The organism is Streptomyces thioluteus (assembly GCF_039535865.1).
Genome location: NZ_BAAAXZ010000082.1, coordinates 1 through 19,244, shown reverse-complemented (window position 1 = coordinate 19,244; position 19,244 = coordinate 1). Strand labels below are relative to the sequence as shown.

Below are 19,244 nucleotides of genomic sequence, written 5' to 3'. Positions count from 1 at the left end.
AGGGCCCACCCGTGAGCGCCAACCGCCCGGCAGCCGTCGTCGTTCTCGCAGCGGGTGAGGGCACCCGCATGAAGTCGGCCACCCCCAAGGTCCTGCACTCGATCTGCGGCCGGTCCCTCGTCGGGCACGTCGTCGCCGCCGCCCGCGAACTGGCGCCCGAGCAGCTCGTCGTGATCGTCGGGCACGCCCGCGAGCAGGTGGCCGCACACCTGGCCGAGATCGACCCGGCCGTCCGCACGGCCGTCCAGTACGAGCAGAACGGCACCGGCCACGCCGTGCGCATGGGCCTGGAGGAGCTGGCCCGCGAGGGCGTCCGCCCCGAGGGCACCGTGATCGTCGTCTGCGGCGACACCCCGCTGCTCACCGGCGCGACCCTGGCCCGCCTCGCGGACGTCCACGCCGCCGACGGCAACGCGGTGACCGTGCTCTCGGCCGAGGTGCCCGACTCCACCGGCTACGGGCGGATCGTGCGCGACGCCGCCACCGGCGCGGTGACCGCGATCGTCGAGCACAAGGACGCGACCGACGGGCAGCGGGCGATCCGCGAGATCAACTCCGGGGTGTTCGCCTTCGACGGCGAGCTGCTGGCGGACGCGCTGGGCAAGGTCCGCACGGACAACAGCCAGGGCGAGGAGTACCTGACGGACGTCCTCGGCATCCTGCGCGAGGCCGGCCACCGGGTCGGCGCGGCGGTCGCCCCCGACCACCGCGAGATCCTGGGCATCAACAACCGCGTCCAGCTCGCCGAGGCCCGCCGGCTGCTCAACGAGCGGCTGCTGCACGAGGCGATGATGAGCGGCGTGACCGTGGTGGACCCGGCGACGACCTGGGTGGACGTCACGGTGACCTTCGAGCCGGACGCGTTGGTGCACCCCGGCACCCAGCTGCTGGGCGAGACCCACATCGCCACCGGCGCCGAGGTCGGCCCGAACTGCCGCCTGACGGACACCGCCGTGGGCGCGGGCGCCCGGGTGGACACCACCGTGGCGGACTCCGCGCTGATCGGCGAGCGGGCCAACGTCGGCCCCTTCGCCTATCTGCGGCCGGGGACGAAGCTCGGCCCCAAGTCGAAGGCCGGCGCCTACGTCGAGATGAAGAACGCCGAGGTCGGCGAGGGCACCAAGGTGCCGCACCTCTCCTACGTGGGCGACGCCACCATCGGCGAGTACTCCAACATCGGCGCCGCGAGCGTCTTCGTGAACTACGACGGTGTGAACAAGCACCACACCACGATCGGCTCGCACTGCCGCACCGGATCGGACAACATGTTTGTGGCTCCGGTCACGATCGGGGACGGCGCGTACACCGCCGCCGGCTCGGTCATCACCAAGGATGTGCCCCCGGGTTCGCTGGCCGTCGCACGAGGGCAGCAGCGGAATATCGAGGGCTGGGTGGCGCGAAAGCGCCCCGGTAGCGCGGCCGCACAGGCCGCTTCCTCCGCTCTCCAGGAGCACGACGGGGAGCAGTGACCGTGACACGGTCCCGCCGATCGGGGCGTACCGTGATAAGCGCACACAAAGCGACATCCAAGGAGACTGTGCTGTGACCGGGATCAAGACGACCGGCGAGAAGAAGCTGATGCTCTTCTCCGGCCGCGCCCACCCCGAGCTTGCCGAGGAGGTCGCGCACCAGCTGGGCGTCGGCCTGGTCCCGACCAAGGCGTTCGACTTCGCGAACGGTGAGATCTACGTCCGTTTCCAGGAGTCCGCGCGCGGCGCCGACTGCTTCCTGATGCAGAGCCACACGGCTCCCATCAACAAGTGGGTCATGGAGCAGCTCATCATGGTCGATGCTCTGAAGCGGGCCTCGGCCCGGAGCATCACCGTGATCGTGCCGTTCTACGGCTACGCCCGGCAGGACAAGAAGCACCGCGGCCGCGAGCCGATCTCGGCCCGTCTGATCGCCGACCTCTTCAAGACCGCCGGCGCCGACCGGATCCTCACGGTCGACCTGCACACCGACCAGATCCAGGGCTTCTTCGACGGCCCGGTGGACCACCTGTTCGCGCTGCCGCTCCTGGCGGACTACGTGGGCGCCAAGGTGGACCGCGACAAGCTCACCGTCGTCTCCCCGGACGCCGGCCGCGTGCGCGTCGCCGACCGCTGGTGCGACCGCCTCGGCGCCCCGCTGGCGATCGTGCACAAGCGCCGTGACAAGGATGTCGCCAACCAGGTCACGGTGCACGAGGTCGTCGGTGACGTGAAGGATCGTGTCTGCGTACTGGTGGACGACATGATCGACACCGGTGGCACCATCTGCGCCGCCGCGGACGCCCTGTTCGCGCACGGTGCCGCGGACGTCATCGTCACCGCCACGCACGGTGTGCTCTCCGGCCCGGCCGCGGACCGGCTGAAGAACTCCAAGGTCAGCGAGTTCGTCTTCACCAACACGCTGCCGACGCCGAACGAGCTGGAGCTCGACAAGATCACGGTGCTCTCGATCGCGCCGACGATCGCCCGCGCCGTGCGCGAGGTGTTCGAGGACGGCTCGGTCACCAGCCTCTTCGACGAGCAGGCGTGACGATCGCGTAGATCGATTTAGAGTGCGGCCTCCCCGCCGGGTAGACTCCTCGAGTTGCTCGGCGAGGGAGGCCGTATCCATGTGATGCGGCGGTCCGTTATCGACGCGCTCTTCGTAGCAGGCCGTTCGTGGGCCGGGTGACCCTGTCCACCGACATGACCTCCGAGGAGTGCACCATGGCCGAGATCAAGCTCGCCGCCGCCGTCCGCACCGAGTTCGGCAAGGGCTCCGCCCGCCGCATCCGCCGCGCCCACCAGGTTCCGGCCGTCGTCTACGGCCACGGCTCCGAGCCGGTCCACGTGTCCCTCCCGGGCCACGACCTGATGATGGCGCTCAAGACCCCCAACGTCCTGCTCTCCCTGGACATCGAGGGCCGCGACGAGCTCGTCATCCCCAAGCAGGTCCAGCGTGACGCGCTGAAGGGCTTCCTGGAGCACGTCGACCTGCTGGTCGTCAAGCGCGGCGAGAAGGTCACCGTCGAGGTTCCGGTCCACACCGAGGGCGACCTGGCCCCGGGCGGCAACCTGCTCGAGCACACCCTGACCGCCCTGCCGGTCCAGGCCGAGGCCACCCACATCCCCGAGGCCGTCACCGTCTCCGTCGCGGGCCTCGAGGCCGGTGCCTCCGTCCTCGCCAAGGACGTCGTCCTGCCGGCCGGTGTCGAGCTGGCCGTGGACGCCGACGCCGTCGTCCTGCACGTCGTCGCCGGCCAGGCCGCCGCCGCGGACGACGCCGAGGGCGCCGAGGCCTGAGCCTCGCGCTGAGCCTCGTTTTTCTTCCGGCCGCCGCCCCGCTCCTGACCCGGAGCGGGGCGGCGGTTGGCGTATGAAGGAGACATGCGGATGACGGACGGCAGCAGCACGAGCCCCTGGCTCATCGTGGGCCTGGGCAACCCCGGCCCCGAATACGCGGGCAACCGCCACAACGTGGGCTTCATGGTCGCCGATCTGCTCGCGGAGCGGATCGGGGCGAAGTTCAAGGCGCACAAGGCGGGGCGGGCGCAGGTCGTCGAGGGACGGCTGGGCGCGCCGGGCCCGTCGAGCCGGCGGGTGGTGATCGCCAAGCCGATGTCGTTCATGAACCTGTCCGGGGGGCCGACGACGGCCCTGCGGGACTTCTACAAGGTGCCGGTGGAGCGGATCGTGGCCGTCCACGACGAGCTGGACATCGACTACGGGCAGCTGCGGCTGAAGGTGGGCGGCGGCGACAACGGCCACAACGGGCTGAAGTCGATCACGAAGGCGCTGGGCGCGGACTACTGCCGGGTGCGCTTCGGCATCGGGCGGCCGCCGGGGCGGATGCAGGTCGCGGACTTCGTGTTGAAGGACTTCTCGTCGGCGGAGCGGAAGGAGCTCGCGTACGAGGTGGACCGGGCGGCGGATGCGGTGGAGTCGTTGATCGTGGACGGGTTGGAGCGGGCGCAGGGGACGTACAACTCGTAGGGCTTCGCGGGGGATTTGCCCCTCCCCGCCCTTTCACCGTTTCTTCCGGGGCTCCGCCCCGGGAGAAACGGTGAAAGGGCGGGGAGGGGCAAATCCCCTGGTCTCAGCCCGTGTTCCGCAGGCCCGCCGCCACCCCGTTCACGGTCAGCAGGAGCGCGCGCCCCAGCAGCGGGTCCGGGGCCTCGCCCCGTTCCGCCGTCTCGCGCTGCCGGTGCAGCAGGGTGACCTGGAGGTAGGAGATCGGGTCGAGGTACGCGTCCCGGATGTGGAAGGTCTGGCGCAACACGGGGCTCGCGTCGAGGAGTTCACGCTCGCCCGTGATGCGGAGCACCTCCTGCACCGTCAGCTCGTGCTCGGCCTTGATCGCGTCGAAGACGTGCTTGAGCTCGTCGGGGACGAGCGTGTCGACGTAGTGCTGCGCGATGCGCAGATCCGTCTTGGCGAGCGTCATCTCCACGTTGGAGAGGAAGTTCTGGAAGAAGTGCCAGTGCTCGTGCATCTCGTCCAGGACCGTGTCGAGCCCGGCCTCGCGCGCCGCCTTGAGGCCCGAGCCGACGCCGTACCAGCCGGGGACGATCTGCCGGGACTGGGTCCAGCCGAACACCCAGGGAATGGCCCGGAGTCCGTCGAGGCCCGCGCCCGAGTCGGGGCGGCGCGACGGGCGGGAGCCCAGGTGGAGCTCGGCGAGCTGGTCCACCGGCGTGGAGGCGAAGAAGTACGCGGGCAGGTCCGGGTCCTCCACCAGCCGCCGGTACGCGGCGTGCGCGGCGTCGGAGACGGTGTCCATGGCCGCGTCCCAGCGGGCGAGCGCCTCGTCGGACTGGCGCGGTGAGGTGTGCAGGGCGGACGCCTGGAGCGTGGCGGCCACGGTCAGCTCCAGGTTCTCCCGGGCGAGCGCCGGGATGAGGTACTTGTCGGAGATGACCTCGCCCTGCTCGGTCACCTTGATCTCGCCGTCGAGCGTGCCCCACGGCTGGGCGAGGATCGCGTCGTGGGTGGGGCCGCCGCCGCGGCCCACCGTGCCGCCGCGGCCGTGGAAGAGCCGCAGCCGGACGCCGTAGCGGTGCGCGACGTCGCGCAGCCGCCGCTGGGCGCGGTGGATCTCCCACTGCGAGGTGGTGATGCCGCCGAACTTGGAGGAGTCGGAGTAGCCGAGCATGACCTCCTGGACGTCCCCGCGCAGCGCGACCAGGCGCCGGTACGAGGGGTCGGCGAGCATCGCGTCGAGGATGACGTCGGCCGCGCGCAGCTCGTCCGTGGTCTCCAGCAGCGGGACGATGCCGATCTTCGCCCAGCCGGCGTGCAGGTCGACCAGCCCGGCCTCGCGGGCGAGGACGGCGGCCGCGAAGACGTCGTCGGCGCCCTGGCACATGGAGATGATGTAGGACTGGATCACCTCGGGGCCGAAGCGCTCCAGCGCCTCGCGAACGGTGTGGAAGACGCCGAGGGTCTTGGCGCCGGCCGCGTCCAGCGGCGCGGGGCTGGGCGCCAGCGGACGGCGGGACCGCAGCTCCTTGGCGAGGAGCCGGCCGCGGTACTCGCGCGGCATGTCGGCGTACCGCCAGGACTCCTCGCCGAGCCGGTCGAAGAGCTGGCCGAGCGCGTGGTGGTGGGCGTCGGCGTGCTCGCGGACGTCCATGGTGGCCAGGTGGAGGCCGAACGCGGCGAGGGTGCGCAGGGCACGCTCCACGCGGCCGTCGGCGATGAGCCCGCCGCGGTGGGTGCGCAGCGAGTCCTGGATCAGCTGGAGGTCGGCGAGCAGGTCGGCGGTGCCGAGGTAGTCGCGGCCCTCCTGGTGCGGGGTGTCGCGGGCCAGCCGCTCGCGGGTGTTGAGGAGCTTCTGGCGGATGCAGGTGGCCTTGAGCCGGTAGGGCTCCTCGGCGTTGAGCCGCTTGTAGCGCGGGCTGATCTCGGGCAGCAGCTCCAGGTCGCGCTGGAGCGAGGTGAGCAGCTCCTCGTCGGCGCCGCTGTTGCGGATGGAGTTGGAGAGGGCGACGCGCAGCTCGTCGACCAGGTCGACGGCGTCGGTGATGCCGTGCTCGTGCTGGAGGATCAGCACGTCCCAGGTGACCTGCGGGGTCACGTTGGGGTTGCCGTCGCGGTCGCCGCCGATCCAGGTGCCGAAGGTCAGCGGGCGGGTGGTGACGGGCAGCGGGACGCCGACCCGGTCGAGCTCGGCCGCGAGGTCCTCCAGGACGTCGCCGACGGCGCCGGTGTGCAGCTCGTCCAGGTAGTAGATGGCGTTGCGCGCCTCGTCGGTGGGCTCGGGGCGGGCCACGCGCAGCTCGTCGGTCTGCCAGAGCAGGTCGATGTTCTCGGCGAGGCGCAGGGCCAGCCGGCGCTTCTCGCCCTCGCCGGTGGCCGGCTGGTCCAGCAGCTCGGCGATGCGCAGGAGCTTGTTGAGGACGCTGCGACGGGCGGCCTCGGTGGGGTGGGCGGTGAAAACCGGCCGTACGCCCAGGTGCTCGACGGTCTGCCGCAGGTGCTCGGGGTCGGCGTCCTTCAGCTCGTCCGCGGTGCGGGCCAGGATCGAGCCCTCGGCGTCGCGCTTGGCGCCCAGCTCGCGGGCGCGGTGCACCTGTTCGGTGACGTTGGCCAGGTGGAAGTAGGTGGAGAAGGCGCGCACCAGCTTGGCGGCGGTCTGCGGGTCGGTGGCGCCGAGCAGCCGGGCGGCGGCCTCGCCGTCGGTGCGGGTGAGGGCGCGGACCTGTTCGACGAGGGCGAGGAGCTCGTCGCCCTCCTGACGGACCAGGGTCTCGCCGAGGAGATCACCGAGACGGCGGATGTCGGCACGCAGGGCGGCGCTGCGCCGTGCTTCGGGGCTGGTGGGGTCGGCACTGCTCACAGGTGCGGCTCCTTGCGGTGATTCCGAGCACGTCTGGAGGGGTGGCGGACCGCGCTGTCCGACGCCCCAAGCATAGGTCGCCCCCGACGCGCGGTGGCCGAGAGCCCTCTTGCCCCGTCCCGGGGCCCTGCCATACTTACGTTGCCGTAGGTTACGGAACCGTAGCCAGCTCCCCGACCCCCACGAGGGAACCCCATGACTGCAAGCCCCGACGTGCTCGAAGACGTGCCGAAGGCCCAACCGGCCCCGGTCCCTTCCGCCACGCTGGGTGGTGACAGCAAGCGCTCGATCGAACAGATCACCCTGCTGCTGTTCATCACCGTCCCCTTCGTCGCGCTCGTCGCCGCGGTGCCCCTCGCCTGGGGATGGGGGGTGAGCTGGCTGGATCTGGGCCTGATGACCGCGATGTACTTCATTGGCTGCCACGGCATCACCATCGGCTATCACCGTTACTTCACCCACGGTTCCTTCAAGGCGAAGCGGCCGCTGCGCATCGCGCTGGCGGTCATGGGCTCGCTGGCGGTCGAGGGGCCGGTGGTGCGCTGGGTCGCGGACCACCGCAGGCACCACAAGTTCTCCGACGCCGAGGGCGATCCCCACTCGCCGTGGCGTTTCGGCGAAACGATCCCGGCGCTGATGAAGGGCCTGTGGTGGGCCCACATCGGCTGGATGTTCGACGAGGAGCAGACGCCGCAGCACAAGTACGCCCCGGACCTGATCAAGGATCCGGCGATCCGGGCGGTCTCCCGCCAGTTCGTGCTGTGGACCACGGTGTCGCTGCTGACCCCGCCGCTGATCGGCGGTCTGGTGACCTGGTCGTGGCAGGGAGCGGTGACGGCCTTCTTCTGGGGTTCGCTGGTCCGGGTGGCCCTGCTGCACCATGTGACGTGGTCCATCAACTCGATCTGCCACGCAGTGGGCAAGCGGCCCTTCAAGTCGCGCGACCGCTCGGGGAACGTGTGGTGGCTGGCGATCCTGTCCTGCGGCGAGTCCTGGCACAACCTGCACCACGCCGACCCGACGTCGGCCCGGCACGGGGTGCTGCGGGGGCAGATCGACTCCAGCGCCCGTATCATCCGCTGGTTCGAAAAGGCCGGGTGGGCGTACGACGTGCGCTGGCCCAAGGCGGACCGCATCGCGGCCAAGCGCCAGGAGAACAGGGAGAAGGAGGGTGCCGCGCACGCGGCATGATTGACGGCGTGGCGATCGACAGCAAGACCACCGGTAAGAAGGACCAGAACCCCGCGTCCGGGACCAGACGCACCCGCCGGGTGCGGATGACCGGCGCGGAGCGCCGCGAGCAGCTGCTGGACGTCGGTCGCACGCTCTTCGCCGAGCGCGGTTTCGAGGGCACGTCGGTCGAGGAGATCGCGGCGAAGGCCGGGGTCTCCAAGCCGGTGGTCTACGAGCACTTCGGGGGCAAGGAAGGGCTCTACGCGGTCGTCGTGGACCGCGAGATGCGGCAGCTGCTGGACATGGTCACGGGGGCGCTGACGGCGGGCCATCCGCGGGAGCTGCTGGAGCAGGCGGCGTTCGCGCTGCTCGACTACATCGACTCCTACACGGACGGCTTCCGGATCCTGGTCCGCGATTCGCCGGTGGCGCAGTCGACGGGCACGTTCGCCTCGCTGATCAGCGACATCGCCACGCAGGTCGAGGACATCCTCGGCCTGGAGTTCAAGGCCCGCGGCTTCGACCCGAAGCTGGCGCCGCTGTATGCGCAGGCGCTGGTGGGGATGGTGGCGCTGACGGGGCAGTGGTGGCTGGATGTGCGCCGGCCGAAGAAGGCGGAGGTGGCGGCGCATCTGGTGAATCTGGCGTGGCACGGGCTGGACGGTCTGGAGCCGCGGCCTCGGCTGGTGGGGCACCGGCGCTCCTAGCGGCCCGGGGCCGCGTTGCCTCCGCGGAGGGCGGGGAGGCTAACGCCGGACGGGCTGATTCAGCCCGTCCGGCGTTTGAGGACTAACGCGGCGCAGCCGCGTTGCCCCGCGCGGAGCGCGCGAGAAACGGTGAAAGGGCGGGGCGGGGAGAAGTCACCCCTTACGCGCCACCGCGAAGATCCGGCGGAACGGGAAGACCGTCCCGTGCGGCCCCGCCGGATACGCCGCGCGCAGCAGGGACGCGTAGGCGGCCACAAACTCCTCCCGCTCGGCAGGAGAGTCGGCCAGCGCCGTCAACACCGGCCGCAGCCCCGTCCCCTTGATCCAGTCGAGGACCGGGTCCTCACCGGCCAGCAGATGGCAGTACGTCGTCTCCCAGGCGTCGACGGCCAGGCCGAGCGACGCCAGCCGCTCCAGATACTCCGCCGGGTCCAGAACGCGATGCGGGCCGCGCAGGACGCCGTCCAGGCGGTCGCGCCAGCGCGGCGACTCGCACAGGTCGTGCAGCAGCGTGTGCGACGGCGAGTCGTGGTTGCCCGGGACCTGGAAGGCGAGCACCCCGCCCGGGGAGAGCGCCGCGGCCCACGCGGGGAACGCGTCCGCATGACCCGGCACCCACTGCAGCGCCGCGTTGGAGACGATCAGGTCGAGCGGCCCGATCGGCGCCCAGTCCGCGGCGTCCGCCCCCGCGAAGGAGATCCGGCCGCCGCCGGCCGTCCGGCCCGCGTGTGCCTGGGCGTCCCGCAGCATCTCGGGCGAGTTGTCCAGCCCGGTGATCAGGGCGTCCGGCCAGCGCTCGGCGAGGAGGGCCGTGACGTTGCCCGCGCCGCAGCCGAGGTCGACGATGCGGGCGGGGCCGGCGGCCGGCAGGTCGGGGATGCGGGCCAGCAGGTCGAGGAAGGGGCGGGTGCGGTGGCCCTCGTGACGCAGGTACTGCGCGGGGTCCCAGGTGGTGGCGGCGTGCGGCATGGTGGTCCTCCCGTGGAGCGGGCGTGCGGCCGGCCCTCCTCTCAGCATCCCTCCGCAAGTATCTTGACGTCAAGAGACTTCATATCGACAGACCCACTACACTGATCTCATGGAGGACGAGGTCGATCGGCTGGTCGCAGCATGGCGCCGGGAGCGCCCTGACCTCGACGTGGAGCCGCTGGAGGTGCTCAGCCGGGTCAGCCGGCTCGCTCGCCACCTCGACCGCGCCCGTCGACTGGCCTTCGCAGAGCACCAGTTGGAGCCCTGGGAGTTCGACGTGCTGACCTCGCTGCGCCGGGCCGGGGCGCCCTACCAGCTCTCCCCCGGGCAGCTGCTCACCCAGACCCTGGTCACCTCGGGCACCATGACCAACCGGATCGACCGGCTGGCCAAGAAGGGCCTCGTGCGGCGCGAGCCCGACCCCAACGACCGGCGCGGCGTGCTGGTGCGGCTCACCGAGGAGGGGCAGGACAGGGCGGACGAGGCGCTCGCCGGGCTGCTCGCCCAGGAGCGCGCGATCCTCGCCGAGCTCTCCACCGCCCAGCGCCACGAACTGGCCGGGTTGCTACGCCAGTTGACCGCCCCGTTCGACAACGTCCCCGGCTAGGTCCACCGGGCCGACCCCGGCGCGGCGGGCCAGCGCCACCGCGGCGAGCGTGGAGTGCACCCCGAGCTTGCCCAGCACGTTCTGCATGTGGGTGCGGACCGTGTGCGGGGAGAGGTAGAGCCGCTCCGCGACGGCCTTGCGGCCCAGCCCGGCCACCATGCAGCGGAGCACCTCGCGCTCGCGCGGGGTCAGCGACTCCACCAGCCGCTCGCTCTCCGTGCGGTGCTTGCGTGCGGCCGTGAGCTCCCGCAGCACGCCGGTGAGCAGCGCGGGCGGCAGGTGCGTCTCGTCCCTCAGCACTCCGCGTATCACCGCGAGCAGGCGCGAGAGCGAACAGTCCTTGGCGACCCAGCCGCCGGCGCCGGCCTGCAGCGCGGCGGCCGCCCGCCGCGGGTCGTCGCGCTCGGCGAGGACCACCGTCCGCACCCCGGGGTGGCCCGAGCGCACCCCGGCCACCAGCGAGATGCCGTCCACCACGCCACCGCCGTCCGGCCCCGGGCCCTGCCGGCCGGGCGGCCGCCGCTGCTCCGGGACCCGGGCGGCCTCCACGGCCACCGCGCCCAGATCGGCGTCGATCAGCAGGACGTCGTAGCGACGTCCCTCCACCGCCGCGCGCTCCAGCGCGCGCAGCGCAGCCGGCCCGCTGCCGGCCGCCGAGACGTCCACGTCCTGCTCCGCCGCGAGCGCGGCGGCGAGGGACTCGGCGAAGATGCGGTGGTCGTCGACGACCAGTACCCGAATACGTGCCACAACCACCCCCAAATCCGGGGAGGCGCGCAGTGCGGGTACGGCGCCCGGTACGGAGCCGTCGTCCCGGCGCGCGGCCGCCGCCGCGCTCCGACAACTACCCCGCCCCGGGCGTCGTACCTGCCTGTCTCGCCCCCTGATCGGCGTCGGCCCCCACCGACGCTCTGCTCAGCGTACGGCCGGGGTACGACAACGGAAGCCGATTCGCAAAACTGCTTGACCCGGATGTTTATGGTGAGCTTTCTGTTCAGTATTGAGGCGGTGAACGACGCGGAACGACGCGATGTGACGCACGGATGGCCCAAGCCCCGCGGCACCGCAGGTCAGTTGGGCGACGCGCAGCGGCCTCCGGGTCAGCGGTCGCGCCGCGCTCCGTCCTCCGGCGCCACGGCGAACACCCGCGGCGGCCGGTGCCCCCCGGCGGCGAAGGCCGCGTCCACGTCACGCGCCACACCCGCCGCGTCCGCCTCCTCGGTCAGCACCACCACCGAGCCGCCGAAGCCGCCGCCGGTCATCCGGGCGCCCAGCGCCCCGGCCCGGCAGGCGGCCGCCACGGCCAGGTCCAGTTCGGCGCAGGAGACGGCGAAGTCGTCGCGGAGCGAGGCGTGTCCGGCCGTGAGCACCTCCCCGACGGACCGCGGGTCCCCGGACTCCAGACGGGACACCACCCGGGCGACGCGCGCCTCCTCCGTCACCACGTGCCGCACCAGGGGAGCCAATCCGGGCTTCAACTGCCTCAGTGCTCCGTCAAGTTGCGAAGGGGCCAGGTCGCACAGCAGCCGTACGCCGAGCGCCCGCGCGCCCGCCTCGCAACCGGCGCGCCGCGCCGCGTACGCGCCGTCCCGCAGCGCGTGGGCGGCCCGGGTGTCCACGACCAGGAGCCGCAGCCCGTGCGCCGCGGGTCGAGCAGGGACCTGCGCAAGGCGTAGATCGCGGGTGCGGAGGGTTCATGCACGTGGCCCGTTGTTGCCGCTACGCGCGGCCGTCTGAGTCCATGATTCCGGCAAGGCACCCCGGGAATGCGTGGGCTCGTCGTTCGCCGGGCCAGCCCCGCCCTGGCCGATGCTTCGCTGTCGGATCCGCCTCCTGCGGCCTGCGACGCCCGGTCAGGGCCCGCGCCACCGGCCATTTCCAGGGGCGACCGAGGAGGACGCCTGCGCCCAGCTGTCACGTCCGTCTCCACGTGCACGTCCCGCGTCCGTCCGCCCGTATCCCGTGCCCGGCGCAGCGCCCAAGGCGACGCGCCGGTAGGCGGGCGCCACAGGACGCACTACGGAGCCCGGGTTTTCCAGCTCCGCGACGGCCAGTTCGGCCGCTCGTCCCGGGAGGTGTCCGCGTGAGTGCAGCCGCAGCATGCCCGTGTCGGCCGGCGGCGGCCGCGTGGTGGCGTAGCCGCCCAGTGGCTCGCGGCAGAGTGCGAGTGGCAGCACGGAACCGCCGTCTGTAGTCGTAGCTTTGTAGGGGTTCGCCGGAGTATTGAGTTGCCGCGGGCTGGGCCGCGGGACCGAGACGCCCGCGCACGCGGTGCGAACCCCGGCGCGGAATGCGTCCGCGACGCGCCGGCCCGCTCAGCGGGCCTCCCTCCTCGCGGGCGCGTGCGCGGACTCCGCACGGGCGGCGCGCGAAGTCCCATCGTCCGCGATGATAGTTCCGTCCATTGGGGGGAGGTGGTGGGATAGAGTGGGGTCCGGGCGGCGGCGCACCGCCGCCAGCCCAGACCTCTGCGGGCCACGCTCGGGTAGGCGACCATCCGGGCGGGGGTCGCCCCCGGCCGCCAGGGGACCGGTGCGCTGCTGGATCGGGTGGCCGGTGACCTCTGCGCGCGGTCTCGACGACTCTTCCGTCGGAGAAAGCCGCTGCCGTTGCGAGGGTGTGCACCCAGGTGCTCGTGCCCGGGCGGAACGGCGGCCAGGAGCCAGCAGATGGGCGCTCGCCCAGGTCGGGACGCTTGCAGCGTCAGTCGTCGGACGCAGGTGCCGTCGGGGGTCGGGAGTCGTCGCCGTGGACGGTCGATCTCCGCCCAGGCCTCGGTCGCGAGGGCTGACCCGCAATGGACGAGCGGGACCCTAGTATTTTGGCGGACTTTTGGGGGTTGGTTCTGGTACGCTATTCTCGGTCCTATCCACACGGTCCTGTTGCGCGCCCGCCCACTTTTCAAGTAGCGCAGCGAGACGGAGCCGGCCAGCCCTTGGTCCGCGCACTCGCGGCGAGTCATGTTGTCCCCGGTGCGAGCTTGCTCTCGCTGCCGGTACGGGTTGGGTGCGGGGGGAGACGGCCGGGGAGGTCCTCGCCGATCGTGGCACGAGCGGCCGTTTCGCCAGCTAGTGGGCAGGCGGTTGGAGGCAGAAGACCCAGGTTGTGCGGCACCCCGCAACCGCGCATGGTGCTCGAGCAGGTCGATAGCGTCCTCCGCCCACGTGTGTTGGCGCGCATATTCTCGGGATGCTGCGACGGACTCGCCACCTGTGGAGCAGTGCGGTCGTAAATGCCAGCTAATCCCGCGTCGCTACGAACCGTCCAGCTGGCGCGGCCGCGGTCGCTGCAGCGCCCATCGTCGACAAGCAGCCGCGCCCTCCGGGACGGCGTGCGTGCCGGTGGAGAGGTCGGTCGAGCACGGTCAGGTGTGCCCGGCCGCCAGCAGATGTAGGCCCGTGTACGTTACGCTGCGACAAGTAAGCACCCTGCACCGTCATGCACCCGTTGACACCAATGCACTTGCTCCTGTTCATTCGCTTGCTGTCCCACCCCCCCCCAAGAAACCACCCCCCACCCCCCCCGCGGCCCCCGCACCCCCACACCCCCCCCCCCCCCCCACCCCCCGCCCCACCCCCCACCCCCCCCCCCACCAGCCCGCACCCCACCCCCCCTGCCCCCTGCCCCCCCCCCCCCCTACATCCCCCCCCACCCACCGCCCCCACAAAACACCCCCTGCCAGCTGGTGTGCTCTCGCCAGTCGCTCGGCCGCGTGCCATACCGTTCGGCAATCGTTGAAGGACATCGTTCATGCCGTTGCGGACCGCCGAGGAACTTTGATCTTGCCGGGAGTTCGCGGACGGTGAAGACCCTCGTAGGTGCGGGCGAACTCCGCGCGCAGCGGGTGGCGCAGCGGGGGCCTGGTGCCAGCCCGCTGACGTACGGTGTGTAGGGGCGGGTCTTCCGGGCCCTGAAGAGCGCGGTCGAAGCGGCGCAGCAGCTCTCGCGCTGGAGCCGGCAGCTGCGGCCGCGCGGCCGCGCCGAGGGCGGTCAGGCCGGGCACCCTGCGCCGGGGGTGCAGGTGGAACCTCGAGGGGCCAAGCGGGCCGCGTACGGCAGCGAACGCCCGTCCCAGTGCTCCCGGCGAGCACCTAACCGCCGCTCTCGTCGTGGCCTCCTCGGCGCCACCACATGCGTCTGAAGGGGTTTGCGGCCGTGCGCCCGCGGTGTGGGCGGCCGACACGTGTGAGGCCGGAGGAACCGCTGCTCGTGCCGCGGGGCTCACGAACGGGTACTCCCGTAGCTCTAAGGCCAGCGTGCGCGATGCCTGTGAGTGGTCACGTCCACTCGTCAAGTTCCTGCGCCTCGATTGGTGATTCTGCGTGAGGGCCAGTAGACCTGCCTCGAAGCGCCGCTCGCCGGGTGGGATGGCGGACAGCTCCGCCGTGCCGGTCCGTCCTACGCCGCGAGGACCACGGGCGTGGCCCGCTCGTCTGGTCCAGGGGCGGCGAGGGAGCCGTCGTGTCGGGCGGTTGAACGCAGTACGACCTCGCAGCGGCCGGGGGGACCCGGCGAGGCGGGGAAGCGGTTCTCCAGGACGACGACCTCGTAGTCGTCCGGCCGGATCTCGGTCGGCCGTCCGTCGCGGGTGGGGCACAACGGTCAGTACCCGGGCGGCGGGATGGTATGTGCGGTCCTTGTCGGTGGGAGGCGTACCTGACCGACCAGTCGCCCCAGCAGCGGATTCGGTGCGCCGGCTTCGGATGCCCGCGCCCGTGCCGGGCGAGGGGGCGCGTGGTCGGCGTCGTCGCGCGCGCCCCGTCCCGGGCGTCGTAGTACGAGCCAGCTCGGGGGCGGCCTTCCGCGAGCCGGACGCGGTCTTCCCTCACCCGTCCCTCGGCTCTCCCTCACCGGTCCTTCCCCACCCCGCGCTTCACAAGAACCAAGGAGGTCAACAACGCGGTCAAGCCGTGACAACGAGGAGATCCATTGCCCATGGGCGACTTGCACGATCCGCACGCCGATGCGCGACTGGCCGACGGCTTCCGGCTCCCCGTCGACGGCCTCGCCTATTGCCGACCATCCTCGCCCCTTCTACTTCGCCGTTCGCGTCCTGGGCGTCCGGTGCTGGTCCGCCCCGCCGGTCGGTGCGGACCAGTCTGGATCCTTCTTCCTGGCGGGCCGGTTCGCTGCCACCCTGGGTCCACCGCCATCGCCTTCTGTCGCCGCCCAACCTCGGTCGCTACCGGATCCTGTGGCATGGGGCCAGGACACGCTATAGCTGGGCGCACCTACGTGGGTCCGGGGGGTGTTAACCTGCCACTAGTGTACTGAATCCGGGGTCGGCGGATACATCGGGCCATGGCGGTCTGTTCCCTGGTTCTGGCTGATGATCCGTCGAGCGTACGCTCCGAGTGCGGCTCCGTACCGGAGTTCCTGCTGCTGCCCGCTTCGTGGCGCGGTCCTTGCACTCGAGCGACCTGCTGTCCTGCGAGGTCATCTTCGCCAGTCCTCCATCGGATGGCGTCACATACTAGCGGTCGGTCACCAGCTGCGTGCTTCTACCATTTTGGTGCCATGCTGGCTCCGGTCGCTCCTCGGGTTGGTCCGCAGTGGGTGGCCGTGGTTCGTGAGCCGGTCTCCTCTTCGTCCTCGCCTACATCACCCTGGGCGGCCTGACCTCGGCCGTTCTACAACGAGGTCGCTGGCTTGGTTCTTCCCACAGGGTCATCCTGGCCGCGCTGAATCCCATCCTGGACGGTGGTCGTCGTGGCAGACATGCTACTGGAGTTGCTGCGATCCTTGCGGCTTGAGAGTTTTACTGGGCGTGGAGCGCACGCGGTGACCGTGATCTCCTGTCGGCTGGGCCACAGGGGACTTCCTCACCGGCCTGGGGCGTACGGGCATCGGGCAACACGTCCAACCCGCTGGGCGCGAACTGTCTCACCATTCGCCCCTGGGCCTCGCTTTACGTCCTGAGCTTCGGATACTGGACCAGCCCTCAACGTTTCGCGGGTGCAGCGGGCCCTGTCCCGCGAAGGTGACCTCGGCCGCGGCATCGGGCCCCGGCGCATACTTCACTCGCGTCCTTGACATCGCGTCGCGTTGCATTCGCGCCAGAAGACTGTCTGAGTTCCGCTGGTGAGTCGTGTGGTGGCCGTGGCACTGATCGCCCCTCGCGGTCGTAACCCGGCGCCTGGTGCACACTGGACCTGTCAGCGTGGGCTCGATCGCGACCCTACAACGACGCATCCCCGTCCTGAATGCGCGAGATCCCATGCTGTCCCAACGGGGTGCTGGGCCTGGCCGTTGACCGGCTGCGTCGCGGCCTTCATGGCCCGGGTGGTCGGCCAAGTCTCGTCCTTCAACACGGTGTTCACCGGCCGACATCTGGGCCGCGTACGTGCGGCCGGTCCGCGCAACGACCGTACTACCTGGCGGCCGGGCGTGTGGTGACCGTGCTCGGTGCTCGGAGGGCATGGGGACGGCGTTCCTCGCCGCGTCCTTCTCCAACATCATGAACTACCTCCAGACTCTGTTCTCCTTCTTCAACGTCCCGCTCTTCTTGCGTCTCGTCATCGGGTTGTTCTGGCGGCGGACACACGCGGCGCGGCGCGCTTATCTGGGGGTCTGTCCGGCAGGACCTGGGCCGGCGATGGTTCCTTTCTACTTCGTCCTCTACCGGCAGGGGATCGTGATCCATCCCCTCCGTCAGGGCGCCAACTTCGTCTCCGCGCTCGCCGCGTTCGCGTCGGCGCGGTGGTGACGGTCTCGGTCTCCTGTTCAAAAAAAGACCCGAGCCCCGTGCCGGCGGCGTCCCGCTGGCGGGGCTGGTCCTACCGGCATGCGGCCAGCCGACGCCCCCGGGGGCGACTACCCCTGGTACTGCAGCCGGCCGTGCCTCGGCTGGGGCGCGGTCGTGCTCGCGCCCGGCCTGCCTACGTGCCCTTCTCCTTCTATCGGGGATCGCTATGAACGACCCCCCCGCACTGGGGCCGCCCCGGCTCTTTCGACATACGGCCCTGGGTCATCGCGGCTGTTCACGCGTCACGTCGTCGTCGTCACCGTCGCCGGATCACCGCTCGGACGAGGAGCCTGGCCAAGGCAGGTCATCAACACAACCCTCTGGAACGGGGGCTGGGCATGCTCGTCCTCGTCGTCCTTTCATGGTCTTGGCACCCCCTCCCCCTCAGGATGCTCCGCCGGCCTCCGCCACACACGCCGCGGGAAGTAGCCGCAAGGCACGCCCGGGCCGCCGGTCTCAGTCAGCCCTGTTGCGGTGGCGTCGCGAGCGGCTCCGCGGCTCTCCCGCCGGGGGCCGACCCAATCCGAATCTTCATCAGGACCCCTGGACGTGGGTGCGTGGCCGTGCTCCGGGTCGCTATGCCCATTCCCGCGGCGATCGCCGGGTGGTCCCTCGCCCCTCGGCTAACCCACACCAGCACCTCGACGCTCGCGCGGGTCAGCAGCTGGAGCACCGGGCGCCCTCGTCCTCGGCTGGCCGCCTGGTTGAGCAGCTCGGTGAACGCGCCATGGGCAGGCTGGGGGTTCGACCGCGGCCTCGCCCGCGCGGCTTGAGCCATTCCCGCTCGCGCCTCGAGTGCGCTCGTTGTGCCGGACGTAGCCGGAGGCACCGGGGCGAAGTCACGCCCATGCCCAGCGTGCTCGGCACCGCCCGAGCACCTTACGACGGGACCTGCGGGCCGCTCCGCTTGATTCCGGACGACGGGCTCGAACGCCCCCGGCTCGGCCGGTCCGCCGTGCACCACAGGCACACGGAGCGCGGCTCACCACCAGATCTGCCGCGCCCCGACGCTCGACCCCCGCGGCCGCCGCTAGCCCCGTCTGTGCCCGCGCAATTCACGCCGATGCGAGGCTCGCCGCAGTCGGTGGTCATCGACCACCATGAGCCGCACGCCCATGCGCTTCCCCCTGTCGCCCGCTACGTCTCCGTGTCCGTCGATTAGCCACGCTCTACGTTCGCTACGTCCTCTTTTGTCGCCCTCTTTCCCCCTGAAGCTACACGCTTTTTTCGACGTTCCCGCCCCCTACTCGTGAGAATCCCCCGAATGCCGAATCCCTCCAATCACCGTGTACTTCGCGTACTAACGATCGTTCAGGCATGTACGCGCGATGGCAACAGGGATACGACTTCGAGCGCCTCGCCAAATGAATAAGCGAAGCGTCGCCGGTCGTCCAACCACGGATCAGTCGATCGAGGGCGGTACGACCCCAGGGTCCGAAACCCGAGCCCAGCCGGTGCCCCGATCATGGCGATGTCTCCTTGCCGTCCGCGAACGGTCTCGGACACCACCTTGTGATGTAGTTGCAGGACCAGGTGAGCCGCCCCTGCGTCCAGATGGCCTGCTCGAACTGCGAAAGATCTGGCTCTCGACCTTCTTCGTGTCCGAGCGTGTTCTTTCAACAGATACCTGCGCGGAAGGTGTTCGGGTCGATCCCACGACCGATCCCGCCCGCGCCAGCTCGCCGTCCGGTAAGACGATGGCCGCGCCGTCCCTTGTCCTGCCGTATCGGCAACCATCGTGGAGCTCACCCGGCCGTCGTCCTGCCCTTCGCCCGGCCGTTGGACAGTCGTACGCCCACAACCTCTTTGACGAAGCGGCCGGCCTCGCCCGGCCTTCCGGTCTGGTGGTCGTCCGACGCATGTAGAAGTTTCCTTGGAGACGCGATCTTGTAGCACCCTCCACGTTGGTCCGAATAGGGTCGCGGACGAACTTGCCGTTCTCCGTGGCGATCTTGCTGCGCAGCTTGCCGTCCCCTTGCCGATGTCGTCGATCGCCCATGAATTCGGGACCGCCTTGCCACTTGGTCACCCGCGTTGACCCCAGACTGACCAGTGGTCCCTCGACACCACGTCACGTAGTTCAGCCCGCTGGGCACCTTGAAGGAGGAACTTGACATGCCCGTCACCAGGGTCCAGCAGTCTGGACCTCATCTGCGGGCGCTCGTATTCGCCGCAAGCGCTGCACCGCGACGATCTTGTTCCCGCCGCTAAGCCGTCGTCTCGGCAGGAGTCGTCG

Annotated in this window: 15 protein-coding genes; 9 read left to right on the top strand and 6 right to left on the bottom strand. The window is 70.9% G+C overall.

Going from position 1 to position 19,244, the window contains the following annotated elements:
* Positions 1-11: 11 nt before the first annotated feature.
* From glmU to pth, 4 genes are all read left to right on the top strand, one after another.
* Entirely contained in the window at positions 12-1,469 is a 1,458-nt protein-coding gene (glmU, locus tag ABD794_RS10765) for a bifunctional UDP-N-acetylglucosamine diphosphorylase/glucosamine-1-phosphate N-acetyltransferase GlmU (protein ID WP_344962676.1), read from the top strand.
* A 73-nt stretch (positions 1,470-1,542) separates the two neighbouring features.
* A complete protein-coding gene (locus tag ABD794_RS10760) occupies positions 1,543-2,520 on the top strand; it encodes a ribose-phosphate diphosphokinase (RefSeq protein WP_344024871.1) in 978 nt (325 codons plus the stop codon).
* Between the two features lie 176 nt (positions 2,521-2,696).
* Complete coding sequence (locus ABD794_RS10755; protein ID WP_344962690.1) at positions 2,697-3,272, top strand: 50S ribosomal protein L25/general stress protein Ctc; 576 nt, start codon at positions 2,697-2,699, stop codon at positions 3,270-3,272.
* A gap of 90 nt (positions 3,273-3,362) precedes the next feature.
* Positions 3,363-3,962 carry an aminoacyl-tRNA hydrolase gene (gene pth / locus ABD794_RS10750; RefSeq protein ID WP_344962673.1) on the top strand — a complete coding sequence of 200 codons (600 nt, stop codon included), beginning with the start codon at positions 3,363-3,365 and terminating at the stop codon, positions 3,960-3,962.
* 103 nt (positions 3,963-4,065) lie between these two features.
* Here pth and ppc read toward each other — a convergent pair whose 3' ends face one another.
* A complete protein-coding gene (gene ppc, locus ABD794_RS10745; RefSeq protein WP_344962671.1) occupies positions 4,066-6,807 on the bottom strand; it encodes a phosphoenolpyruvate carboxylase in 2,742 nt (913 codons plus the stop codon).
* 195 nt (positions 6,808-7,002) lie between these two features.
* Here ppc and ABD794_RS10740 point away from each other — a divergent pair, with 195 nt between their 5' ends.
* Both ABD794_RS10740 and ABD794_RS10735 read left to right on the top strand, forming a co-directional pair.
* Positions 7,003-7,998 (top strand): acyl-CoA desaturase, encoded by a 996-nt coding sequence (locus ABD794_RS10740; RefSeq protein ID WP_344962669.1) that lies wholly within the window; start codon positions 7,003-7,005, stop codon positions 7,996-7,998.
* Complete coding sequence (locus ABD794_RS10735; RefSeq protein WP_344962667.1) at positions 7,995-8,687, top strand: TetR family transcriptional regulator; 693 nt, start codon at positions 7,995-7,997, stop codon at positions 8,685-8,687. The genes ABD794_RS10740 and ABD794_RS10735 overlap by 4 nt, the downstream gene beginning before the upstream one ends.
* 153 nt (positions 8,688-8,840) lie before the next feature.
* Here ABD794_RS10735 and ABD794_RS10730 read toward each other — a convergent pair whose 3' ends face one another.
* Entirely contained in the window at positions 8,841-9,656 is an 816-nt protein-coding gene (locus tag ABD794_RS10730) for a trans-aconitate 2-methyltransferase (RefSeq protein WP_344962665.1), read from the bottom strand.
* A 109-nt stretch (positions 9,657-9,765) separates the two neighbouring features.
* Between ABD794_RS10730 and ABD794_RS10725 the strand changes: the two genes are divergently transcribed.
* The gene (locus ABD794_RS10725; protein ID WP_344962663.1) at positions 9,766-10,263 is read left to right on the top strand and encodes a MarR family winged helix-turn-helix transcriptional regulator; all 498 of its coding nucleotides are present in this window, start codon (positions 9,766-9,768) and stop codon (positions 10,261-10,263) included.
* Here the strand turns inward: ABD794_RS10725 and ABD794_RS10720 are convergent.
* The 4 genes from ABD794_RS10720 to ABD794_RS10705 form a co-directional block, all read right to left on the bottom strand.
* Complete coding sequence (locus ABD794_RS10720; RefSeq protein WP_344962661.1) at positions 10,222-11,013, bottom strand: response regulator transcription factor; 792 nt, start codon at positions 11,011-11,013, stop codon at positions 10,222-10,224. The two genes, ABD794_RS10725 and ABD794_RS10720, sit on opposite strands and share 42 nt — an antisense overlap.
* Before the next feature lie 350 nt (positions 11,014-11,363).
* Positions 11,364-11,882 carry a hypothetical protein gene (locus ABD794_RS10715; protein WP_344962659.1) on the bottom strand — a complete coding sequence of 173 codons (519 nt, stop codon included), beginning with the start codon at positions 11,880-11,882 and terminating at the stop codon, positions 11,364-11,366.
* A 2,129-nt stretch (positions 11,883-14,011) separates the two neighbouring features.
* Positions 14,012-14,266: a hypothetical protein gene (locus ABD794_RS10710; RefSeq protein WP_344962657.1), complete on the bottom strand. Its 255-nt coding sequence runs from the start codon at positions 14,264-14,266 to the stop codon at positions 14,012-14,014.
* 395 nt (positions 14,267-14,661) lie between these two features.
* On the bottom strand, positions 14,662-14,862 hold the full coding sequence (locus ABD794_RS10705; RefSeq protein WP_344962656.1) for a hypothetical protein: 201 nt from the start codon (positions 14,860-14,862) through the stop codon (positions 14,662-14,664).
* 1,650 nt (positions 14,863-16,512) lie between these two features.
* On the opposite strand from ABD794_RS10705, the gene ABD794_RS10700 reads away from it, so the two are divergent.
* Both ABD794_RS10700 and ABD794_RS10695 read left to right on the top strand, forming a co-directional pair.
* Entirely contained in the window at positions 16,513-16,659 is a 147-nt protein-coding gene (locus ABD794_RS10700) for a hypothetical protein (RefSeq protein ID WP_344962655.1), read from the top strand.
* 22 nt (positions 16,660-16,681) lie between these two features.
* Positions 16,682-16,969 (top strand): hypothetical protein, encoded by a 288-nt coding sequence (locus tag ABD794_RS10695; protein ID WP_344962653.1) that lies wholly within the window; start codon positions 16,682-16,684, stop codon positions 16,967-16,969.
* The last annotated feature ends 2,275 nt before the right edge of the window (positions 16,970-19,244 follow it).